The following is an 8,918-nucleotide window of genomic DNA, read 5'->3' on the forward strand; positions in this document are numbered from 1 at the left end:
TTTTGTACTGGGGTGCTGGGTACTGGGTGCTGGGGACGGTGCGGCGCGTCGTGTTCCTACCATTTGGTAGGCTGCATCACTTACCGAGTGGTAAGTCGTTGGCAGTAGTGATACGCTCAGGGAGTCTGATCTGGAGATCTGCCCATGCCGTCCCCGGCGCAAACCCGTAAAAACTTGTTATTCGTTGCCAGAAACCATTTGGCGGAACGCGGCTATCACGGCACCAGCCTTGCTGCGGTTTCAGGCGAATTGGGCCTGACAAAACAGGCTCTGCTGCATCATTTCAAAAGCAAAGACCTACTGTATGCAGCGGTTCTTGAGCAGCTGGGCGCGGAGCTTCTGGAGCTGCTCTTTGCCTCCCTGGAAGCGAGCGAGCTGGCGGAGGACCAGCTGGCGGGGTTCTTTGCGGCGCTGACAAGACAAGGCCTTGCGCAGCCCGCGGATCTGTCGCTGGTATTGCGGGATCTGATGGATTTTCAGGGGCGGGGCCCTGATTCAGGCCAGGACAGTTGGCCGCTTCAAAACGTCTTTGAACCCTTGATTGCGCTGATACAGGCAACGCCGCGTTGGCAGGGGGCCGGTTTTGCCGAGGCTCTGTCGGTTGCCTCGCAAATGCTTGCTGCTATTTGCCTGTTTCCATCGGCGCAGGGCGCGCTTGCCAGCAGGTTTGGGCAGGCTGCGGTTGATCAGGTTCGCACGACATTTCTGGTCCAGACGCAGGACCTGGTCCGCGAACGACTGACGAGAGACTGACCATTTAGGGGGAACTCTCTGAGTTTTGCCCCTTGAATGCGCCACCCGGTAAAGATGTACGCTATACAATCATTTTGTAAATTGTGTTTGTAACGAGTGTTTGAGGTCGATGTGCAGCAAGCCATTGAAATGAACCATCGGGATATCGAAGATATTCAGGCCAGCTTTTCTGCGGCCTATGCCAGAAAGGCTGCAGTGGGGGACCGGTTTTACCTGCACCTTTTTCGCATTCTGCCAGAAACGAAGTGCCTGTTTGCAGGCGATCGCTCCAGACAGAAAGAGGTGTTTGCCTCGATGCTGACCTGCTGTTTCCAGAGCATGGTGAGCCGCGACAGGCCCGTTCATGCCTGCAATGCCCTGGCCGGCACGCATGCAGGTGTTGGATTCGGTCTGCGGCAGGAAGAGGGAGCCAGCAAGGCTCTGATGGCGGCGCTGCAGGATGTTATGGGGAATGATCTGACTGAGACACAAAGCGCGATCTGGCAACGGGCGGTGGCGCGCGTCATGCGCATGGTGGTCGCGGCAGACTAAGCTTTGCCGCTAGGAAACCAAGGGCCAAGGGCCCCAGTTCGAAACCGGAGCCCTTGGTTTGTGTGTCTTGGTTTGTGTATAAACTGCGGTGTTCAGACCGACATGCAGATATATTTCATTTCCAGATAGTCTTCGATGCCGTGGTGGCTGCCTTCGCGGCCCAGACCAGACTGTTTTACACCGCCAAAAGGCGCCACCTCGGTAGAGATGATGCCGGTGTTGACGCCGACAATGCCATATTCCAGCGCTTCTGCGACCTTGTAGACCCGGCTCAGGTCCTTGGCGTAGAAATAAGAGGCAAGGCCAAAGATGGTGTCATTGGCCATCGCGATGACCTCGTCTTCATCCTCAAATTTGAACAGCGGCGCCAGTGGGCCAAAGGTCTCATCGGTGGCAAAGGCCATGTCACGGGTCGCCCCCGTGAGGATGGTGGGCTGAAAGAAGGTGCCGCCCAGCTCTGATGCCTGGCCGCCGAGGATGACCTCAGCGCCTTTGGCGGTGGCGTCGGCGATATGGTCCTGCACTTTGGTCACGGCCTTGGCGTTGATCAGCGGCCCAAACAGGATGCCATCTTCCATACCGTCGCCGACCTTCATATTGGCCACGGCGTCTTTTAGTTTGGCGGCAAAGGCATCATAGACCCCAGCCTGCACATAGATCCGGTTGGCGCAGACACAGGTCTGGCCGTTGTTGCGGAACTTGCACATGATGGCGCCTTCAACGGCGGCATCAAGGTCGGCGTCGTCAAACACGATAAAGGGCGCGTTGCCCCCCAGCTCCATCGAGCATTTCATCACCGTGTCGGCGGCCTGACGCATCAGGATGCGGCCCACGGCGGTGGAGCCGGTGAAGGTCAGCTTGCGCACGGCTGCGTTGTCGCAGAATTCCTTGCCGATTTCCGAGGCGTTGGATGAGGGCACCACGCTGAACACACCTGCGGGAATGCCTGCGCGATCCGCCAGCACTGCCAGCGCGGTGGCGGAGAGCGGTGTGAGCTCGGCGGGGCGCGCCACAAAGGCACAGCCTGCAGCCAGCGCCGGGCCTGCCTTGCGGGTGATCATTGCATTGGGAAAATTCCAGGGCGTGATCGAGGCGGCGACACCGATAGGTTGCTTCAGCACCGTGATGCGCTTGTCGCGCTGATGGCCGGGGATTGTCTCGCCATAGATACGTTTGGCCTCTTCGGCGAAGAACTCGATGAAGGAGGCGCCATAGGCGATTTCCCCACGGGCCTCGGCCAGGGGTTTTCCCATCTCTGCCGTCAGGATGATTGCCAGATCCTCTTGATTGGCCATCATCAGATCATACCATTTGCGCAGAACAGCAGCGCGCTCTTTGCCAGTCCATTTGGCCCAGTCCTTTTGGGCCGCATCCGCCTGAGCGATCGCACCTGCGACCTGCGCGCGGCTGAGGTCAGTCACCTGGGCAATCACATCGCCACGGGCTGGATTGATGACATCAAAGGTGGCGTCGCCATCGGTGAACTGTCCGCCAATATAGGCGCGGGTTTCCAGCAGGGTGGGGTCGCTCAACAGAGATTTCAGCGCGGTGGTTGTTTGCAGCATAGGGGGCCTCCTGGGGGTGTTTGCACGGGCATGAAAAACAGTTGGCCCTTGATATGTCGAGAAAGATCTATGAGTCCAGAATTTGAGGGTCCAGAATTTGATCAAAACAGGTTTCAGGCCGCGGGCTGCTCGGATCGGGAATTTGCGCGCAATGCCCCTGCCTGGAGCAGGATTTGACAAGTGCCTCCGTACCTTGTCACTTAGCCTTGGAGCCGCGAAAGGAATACGACAATGGAACTGGACGATGCCTATGCCAATGGAGCCCACATTGCGGGGGCGGAGGAGTTTCCACCGCGCTGGGCGGCTTCGGCTGCGGATTTTCGCAACAGCCTACATGCGCGGGCCCGACTTGACATTCCCTATGGCGACGGCGCGCGACACAAGTTCGACCTGTTTTTGCCCGAGGGTACAGTCAAAGGCCTGTTTATCTTTGTCCATGGCGGCTATTGGCTGGCCTTTGACAAGAGTTCCTGGTCGCACCTGGCTGTGGGGGCATTGGCGCAGGGCTGGGCCGTGGCGATGCCCTCCTATGATCTTTGTCCTGAGGTAACGATTGCCGATATTACCCGACAAATTGCCGCAGCCGTGAGCTGCATTGCCAAAGAGGTGCCTGATGTGCCGATCTCGCTTGCCGGGCACTCTGCCGGCGGCCACCTGGTGGCCCGGATGCTGGACCCCGCGCTGATCTCTCCTGCGGTGGCGGATCGGCTGAAGATCGTTGTCCCGGTGTCGCCACTGGCAGATCTTTTGCCACTGCTGCGCACCTCGATGAATGACAAGTTCAAGATGGACTGCGACGCCGCCAAGGCCGAAAGCCCGGTTGAGATGCAAGAGCGTTACCCGGCTGAAGTCACGGTCTGGGTCGGAGCCGAAGAGCGGCCTGCCTTTCTGGATCAGGCGCAGTGGCTTGCGGATGCCTGGCATGCGGATCATGTAATTGCGCTGGGCAAGCATCATTTTAATGTGGTGGACCCGCTGGCCGATCCTGAAAGTGATCTGGTCCGGCTGATTGTCAGCTAGGCGGTGGGCATTTCGGCAGTCTGAAAAGGGTATCTCTTTTCAGCAGGGTCTATGTGTGAGGCGGCGAAAAACGCTTGCCTCATCCGCAAATAGCGCGCATCTTGCTGCCTGGACCGGGCGATGGCGTCGCCGCATGGGGTCGTTCAGGATTGCACCGAGGCCATTTGGGATCTTTGGTCAAACCCCTGACACTCTTCATGGGTCCGCTTTCAAAATATTTTGTCCTGTACGCCAGGAGCTTTCTTGAGAAAAGGAAGGATCCAGCATGACTGCACGTCCTGACATGTACCGTTTTCACAACGGTGAAAAAGCCCCGCTGCAATTTGCGGTTTCAGAATATGAGGCGCGCATTGCGGGCCTGCGCAAAATCATGGCCGCACATGGCGTGAGCGCAGCCGTCTTCACCTCGATGCATAATATCTCGTACTATTCGGGCTTTACCTACTGTGCCTTTGGCCGACCCTACGGGTTGGTTGTCACAGAGGATCAAGCGGTGAGTATTTCTGCCGGTATTGATGCGGGCCAGCCCTGGCGGCGCTCGTTCTGCGACAACATCACCTATACCGACTGGCAGCGCGACAATTTCTGGCGCGCCATTTTGTCAGTCTCGGGTGAGGGCGCTGTTGTGGGGTTCGAAAGCGACCATCTGACCCTGTTGCAAAAGGCAAAACTGGACGCATTCCTGCGCCCGGCGCAGCTGGTGGATCTGTATGAGCCGACCATGATCCAGCGGATGGGCAAATCAGACGCGGAACTGGATATGATCCGGGCCGGGGCTGCGGTTGCCGATGTGGGGGGCTTTGCCATTCGCGACGCGGTGAAAGAAGGCGCGCGCGAGATTGATGTGGCCATGGCCGGGCGCGATGCGATGGAGCTGGAAATTGCCCGGCGGTTTCCGGATGCGGAATATCGCGACAGCTGGGTCTGGTTCCAGTCAGGTATCAACACGGATGGCGCCCATAACCCGGTCACCGCCCGCAGGCTGCAGCGCGGTGACATTCTGTCTCTGAACACCTTTCCGATGATTTCGGGCTACTACACGGCGCTGGAACGCACCCTGTTTGTCGGCGAGGTGGATGCCGACAGCCTGAAAATCTGGGAGGCCAATGTTGCGGCGCATGAGTACGGGATCTCTTTGCTCAAACCCGGCGCCAGCTGTGCCGAGATCACCCATAAGATCAACGCCTTCTTTGAAGAGCGCGACCTGCTGCAGTATCGTACCTTTGGCTACGGGCATTCCTTTGGGGTGCTGTCGCATTACTACGGCCGCGAGGCGGGGCTGGAGCTGCGCGAGGATATCGACACGGTGCTGGAGCCCGGCATGGTGATCTCCATGGAGCCGATGCTGACCCTTGCAGAGGGGCAACCCGGTGCTGGCGGCTACCGGGAGCATGATATTTTGATCATCCATGCCGATGACACCGAAAACATCACCCAATACCCCTATGGGCCTGAGTTCAACGTTGTTGGCTAAGGGGCAGGTCTGTTGCCTTAAGTGAGGCCAGGCGCTCCCGCCCAGTCTTGATCCCTGACGGGATCGCGCCCCGTTGGGCCTGGCACCGCGCCTTTGGCGCGGTGCTCTCCTATGATCCGGCGAGAACTGTATTATATTTGCAGCCTCGGCGATGATTGCTATCATGGGACAGCATCTCGCAACAGGCGCAGGGGCTTCCCCCCTTGCTTTCAAGGCCAAACCACTTATGAGTGGCTGCCTCACCTGCGTGTCGAACTGGTGCCCACATGGACCCTGTGAAACTGGGACCCTGTGACGCTGGCGGCGGCCGCGCGTGGGGCCGCGTTTCCAACGATGACATCTGTCTCATAAGAGTGACCTAGCCGAGCCATGGAAGAACCCCACGACAAAAGACTGACCGAATTTGCGCTGATCCAGCTGTTGCCCAACATCATGACTGTGGGCGCAATCTGCGCAGGCCTGTCGGCCATTCGCTTTGGTGTGCAGGGCAACTATGTGCTGGCGGTGCAACTGATCCTCGCGGCGGCCCTTTTGGATGGGCTGGACGGGCGCCTTGCCCGCGCGCTTGGCAGTGACAGCAAAATGGGTGCTGAGCTGGATTCGCTGGCGGATTTCCTGAACTTTGGCGTGGCAGCCCCTTTGGTGATCTATTTCTGGGCCCTGCAGGACATGAGCAATGCCGGGTGGATCTCGGTGCTGGTATTTTCTGTCTGCTGCGTGGTGCGGCTGGCGCGGTTCAATGTTGCGACCAAATCCGAAGAAGCAAGCGAGGTTGCCAGTGGCTATTTTGTCGGCATCCCCTCGCCGGCCGGGGCTCTTTTGGCGATGTTGCCCATGTTTATCGCGTTTTCCTTTGATGCGGGCACTGGCTTTCCGAAACTTCTGATCTGCTTTCATATGGTTGTCATTGGGTTGCTGATGATCAGCCGTATCCCGACCTGGTCGCCCAAGCTGGTCCGTATCTCACGCGAGAATGTGAAATACTTTCTGGTCGCCTGTGCGTTTGCGGGCGCTGCGGTTCTGACCTACGCCTGGACGACGTTGGTTGTTCTTTGCATCAGCTACGTGGTGCTGGTGATCTGGGGATTGATCACAAAGCCGTCGGAATAAGCCCGGCACCTGGCGAGCGCCTTTGTGCCATCCAGTTTGTGCTATGCAGTTTGCGCTATCCATCCTGAAGACACATGCGGTTCGGCGGAGGTTCAACGCTTCAGGGACTGAGCGCGGCGGAAAGACCCGCCTCTCTAATCCCCTTCTGTTTCCGCATCAGCGACGGCATCAGGCACACCCATATCTATTGGCGCAGAGAGGGTGATTTCAGTCGGGCTGATCCGGGTTGTGTAAACCAGCCGCTCAACACCGTGCAGCTGGGCTGCATCAAAGGCCTGCGCATAGGCGGGGCCGATGTCTGCGGCCAGCTGAAAGCGCTGGCAATCGGTGCGTTGCACCAGATACAGCATGACGGCCCGGTGGCCTTGCTTGGTCATCCTGACCAATTCACCCAGATGTTTTGTGCCGCGTTTGGTCACGCTATCGGGGAATTCGGCCAGCCCGGCCTGGCGCATCAGGGTGACGCTTTTGATTTCAACGTAGCAGTCGGGCAGGCCGGGCTGCGTCAGCAAAAAGTCGATACGGCTGTTATCACCGTATTTCACTTCGGGCCGGACCGTGTGATAGGCGGCCAGTTCAGCAATTTCCTGCGCCTCAAGGGCTTCACGTAAAGCGCGGTTGGGAACTGAGGTATCGACACCGGTGAAATGGCCGTTCTCATGTTCAACTAGGCGCCAGCCGTAGTTCAGCTTTTTCTTTGGGTCATCATTGGGTTCCAGCCAGACAGTCATGCCCGGCTCAGCCAGTCCCATCATTGAGCCCGGGTTGGCGCAATGGGCGGTGATCTCGCGCCCGTCCTGCAGCAGGCAGTCGGCAAGAAAGCGTTTGTAACGCCGGATCAGAGTGGCGCGGATCAGGGGGGTGTTGAATTTCATGGGGGTTTTGCTATCGCACCTGAGGCGAATGTCAATCTGGTGTCGTGCCATGTTCCTCAGTCTGTTGCGACCTTAAGGGCAAACAGCCGGATCCGGCAGGAAACTTGCCATCCGGGTCCCCTGAGACGGGATGCCCGCTTGCTCCTGATGCCAGAGCAGCTATCTTGCGGCCAAGGTGACAAGATTGAGCCGTAAATAGGAGAGAGATGATGCCCAACCCCAGTGCCGCGATGCTGGTCATCGGTGATGAAATCCTGTCCGGGCGGACCCGCGATACCAATACGCATTTTTTGGCCGGTGAGCTGACCAAACAGGGCATCGACCTGAAAGAAGTGCGGGTGGTCAGTGATGAGGCACCGGTTATTGTCGCAGCGGTTCAGGCGCTCAGCGCTTTGTACGATCATGTCTTTACCAGTGGCGGTATCGGCCCCACCCATGATGACATCACCGCCGACTGCATCGCCCAGGCCTTTGAGGCGCATATTGATGTGCGCGACGATGCCCGGGCCATTCTGGCGGCGCATTACGCCAATTCCGGGCAAGAGCTGAACACGGCCCGCCTGCGCATGGCGCGCATTCCCGATGGGGCCGCGCTGATCGACAATCCGGTCTCTTCGGCGCCGGGGTTCACTCTGGGCAATGTGCATGTGATGGCGGGGGTGCCAACCGTTTTTCAGGCCATGGTGGCCAGTGTGCTGCCGGGGCTGACCGGTGGGGCGCCGCTGTTGTCGCAAAGCCTGCGGGTAATGCGCGGTGAGGGCGATATTGCGGCCTTCCTGTCTGATCTCGCCGCGCGCCATAGCGATCTGTCGATTGGCTGCTACCCATTTCAGCACAATGGAGCCTATGGCGCCAATGTCGTCATCCGGGGCCATAATGGCGCCGGCGTTGATGCGGCAATGCGGGAGCTGGCGCAGGAGGTGGGGCTATGAGTACAGCCGCCACGCTTACGGATCCAAAATACTACGCTGTGGTCGAGGCCACCTGGCCCTGCGCGGCCAAACGCTCACTGGGGCCGGTGACACTGCGCGAGGGACAGGGCGGCGGCAGCCGGGTGTCGGCCTCCAGCGTCGAGACCGCAGAGAGTGACGCCGAGATTAGTGAGGCCGAGATCAGTGCCGCTGAAGACGCGATGCGGGCCATGGGGCAGGAGTGCCTCTTTATGATCTACGATGGGCAGGATGCACTGGATGCGCAGCTTGCCGCGCGCGGGTATCTGGTGAAGGATCCGGTCAACCTCTGGACCTGTCCGATTGCGAATTTGATGGATGTTGAGATCCCCCGGGTCACAACCTTTGCGCTGTGGTCACCGCTGGAAATCCAGCGCGAGATCTGGATCGCGGGTGGTATCGGCCCCGAACGGCAGGCCGTGATGCAGCGCGCAGCTGCCCCAAAGGCCGCCTTGCTGGGGCGCTACGATGACAAACCGGCCGGCGCGGGTTTTGTCGCGGTGCATGATGGGGTTGCCATGGTGCATGCGCTGGAAATCCTGCCGCACCAGCGCCGACGTGGCATGGGCGTCTGGATGATGCGCCAGGCGGCTTTTTGGGCGGCAGAACACGGCGCCACCGAGATGGCGGTGCTGTGCAC

General features: G+C 59.1%; 9 protein-coding genes. 7 read left to right on the forward strand and 2 right to left on the reverse strand.

Features of this window, described 5'->3' with window-relative positions:
• The first annotated feature begins 144 nt into the window (after positions 1-144).
• Positions 145-753: a TetR/AcrR family transcriptional regulator gene (locus B4968_RS08420; RefSeq protein WP_083098196.1), complete on the forward strand. Its 609-nt coding sequence runs from the start codon at positions 145-147 to the stop codon at positions 751-753.
• 111 nt (positions 754-864) lie between these two features.
• A complete protein-coding gene (locus B4968_RS08425; protein WP_139792663.1) occupies positions 865-1,284 on the forward strand; it encodes a globin in 420 nt (139 codons plus the stop codon).
• A gap of 92 nt (positions 1,285-1,376) precedes the next feature.
• On the opposite strand, the gene B4968_RS08430 is transcribed toward B4968_RS08425, so the two are convergent.
• Positions 1,377-2,849, reverse strand: a complete 1,473-nt coding sequence (locus B4968_RS08430) for an NAD-dependent succinate-semialdehyde dehydrogenase (protein ID WP_083098199.1) — start codon at positions 2,847-2,849, stop codon at positions 1,377-1,379.
• A 231-nt stretch (positions 2,850-3,080) separates the two neighbouring features.
• Between B4968_RS08430 and B4968_RS08435 the strand changes: the two genes are divergently transcribed.
• From B4968_RS08435 to pssA, 3 genes are all read left to right on the forward strand, one after another.
• The gene (locus B4968_RS08435) at positions 3,081-3,869 is read left to right on the forward strand and encodes an alpha/beta hydrolase (RefSeq protein ID WP_083098200.1); all 789 of its coding nucleotides are present in this window, start codon (positions 3,081-3,083) and stop codon (positions 3,867-3,869) included.
• 265 nt (positions 3,870-4,134) lie between these two features.
• Entirely contained in the window at positions 4,135-5,343 is a 1,209-nt protein-coding gene (locus B4968_RS08440; protein ID WP_083098202.1) for an aminopeptidase P family protein, read from the forward strand.
• A gap of 369 nt (positions 5,344-5,712) precedes the next feature.
• On the forward strand, positions 5,713-6,453 hold the full coding sequence (pssA, locus tag B4968_RS08445) for a CDP-diacylglycerol--serine O-phosphatidyltransferase (protein ID WP_083098203.1): 741 nt from the start codon (positions 5,713-5,715) through the stop codon (positions 6,451-6,453).
• Between the two features lie 134 nt (positions 6,454-6,587).
• Here the strand turns inward: pssA and sfsA are convergent, their stop codons facing one another.
• Positions 6,588-7,328, reverse strand: coding sequence for a DNA/RNA nuclease SfsA (gene sfsA / locus B4968_RS08450; protein ID WP_083098205.1), 741 nt, complete (start codon positions 7,326-7,328; stop codon positions 6,588-6,590).
• Positions 7,329-7,537: 209 nt separating this feature from the next.
• On the opposite strand from sfsA, the gene B4968_RS08455 reads away from it, so the two are divergent.
• Together B4968_RS08455 and B4968_RS08460 are read left to right on the forward strand one after the other, a co-directional pair.
• Complete coding sequence (locus B4968_RS08455) at positions 7,538-8,260, forward strand: competence/damage-inducible protein A (RefSeq protein ID WP_083098213.1); 723 nt, start codon at positions 7,538-7,540, stop codon at positions 8,258-8,260.
• A partial coding sequence (locus tag B4968_RS08460) for a GNAT family N-acetyltransferase (RefSeq protein WP_083098207.1) occupies positions 8,257-8,918 on the forward strand: 662 nt, incomplete at its 3' end. The genes B4968_RS08455 and B4968_RS08460, both read left to right, overlap by 4 nt.

Source organism: Pseudophaeobacter leonis, from assembly GCF_002087335.1.
GTDB lineage: Bacteria > Pseudomonadota > Alphaproteobacteria > Rhodobacterales > Rhodobacteraceae > Pseudophaeobacter > Pseudophaeobacter leonis.

Coding starts and splice junctions, on each gene's coding strand:
- B4968_RS08420 (WP_083098196.1), top strand. CDS start 145: ATGCCGTCCCCGGCGCAAACCCGTAAAAACTTGTTATTCGTTGCCAGA.
- B4968_RS08430 (WP_083098199.1), bottom strand. CDS start 2,849: ATGCTGCAAACAACCACCGCGCTGAAATCTCTGTTGAGCGACCCCACC.
- B4968_RS08435 (WP_083098200.1), top strand. CDS start 3,081: ATGGAACTGGACGATGCCTATGCCAATGGAGCCCACATTGCGGGGGCG.
- B4968_RS08440 (WP_083098202.1), top strand. CDS start 4,135: ATGACTGCACGTCCTGACATGTACCGTTTTCACAACGGTGAAAAAGCC.
- pssA (WP_083098203.1), top strand. CDS start 5,713: ATGGAAGAACCCCACGACAAAAGACTGACCGAATTTGCGCTGATCCAG.
- sfsA (WP_083098205.1), bottom strand. CDS start 7,328: ATGAAATTCAACACCCCCCTGATCCGCGCCACTCTGATCCGGCGTTAC.
- B4968_RS08455 (WP_083098213.1), top strand. CDS start 7,538: ATGCCCAACCCCAGTGCCGCGATGCTGGTCATCGGTGATGAAATCCTG.